The organism is Proteiniphilum sp. UBA1028, assembly GCF_002316955.1.
In the GTDB taxonomy this organism is placed as follows: Bacteria; Bacteroidota; Bacteroidia; order Bacteroidales; family Dysgonomonadaceae; genus Proteiniphilum.
Genome location: NZ_DCEN01000044.1, coordinates 36,187 through 36,780 on the forward strand (window position 1 = coordinate 36,187; position 594 = coordinate 36,780).

A 594-nucleotide genomic window follows, 5' to 3' on the forward strand; every position below is an offset into this window, starting at 1 on the left:
GTACAACTACTGGGGCGTAACCAAAGCGGCCCTGTCACTCATTTATTTTCTCAAATAAGCGGCGATGAAAACATTTACACACATATTTATCTTACCGGTTGCCCTGTTTCTCGGAGTTACAACTGCGGCATACGGGCAACGAGTCTACTCGGGGCAGGTTGCGGTAGAGAACCTCACCGGCATAAAAGAAAACAACACCCTTTCGGTGTACATGGATATTGTGCTGGACGCCTTAAAGATAGGCTCCGACGAAATGCTTACCCTCACTCCCGTTCTCACGGCCAATACGGGAACGCAGACCCGGGCTTTGCCTCCCGCGGTGGTCAATGGCGGACGCCGCCAAAAAATGGTGGAACGGGCGCGGGTATTAAACGGTGACCCCGTGTTTGCCGAGACACCCCAAACGGTGTTGAAGCGCAATAACAACACGCGCCAGACCATCAGCTACAGTGCCGCTGTTCCTTTTGAAAGCTGGATGAGCGATGCTTCACTGAACTTGGTTAAGAACGCTACCGGCTGTGCCGAGTGCGACAAAGGCGGCGGGGAGCAATTGTTGACAGACAGGGTGCTACGCGAACCTTACATGCCCACATA

1 protein-coding gene is annotated in these 594 nt (G+C 53.2%); it reads left to right on the forward strand.

Annotated features, from left to right (window positions below):
- Positions 1-64: 64 nt before the first annotated feature.
- Positions 65-594 (forward strand): DUF3868 domain-containing protein (locus B3Z75_RS07790; protein WP_294069637.1); only part of this gene is annotated, 530 nt, incomplete at its 3' end.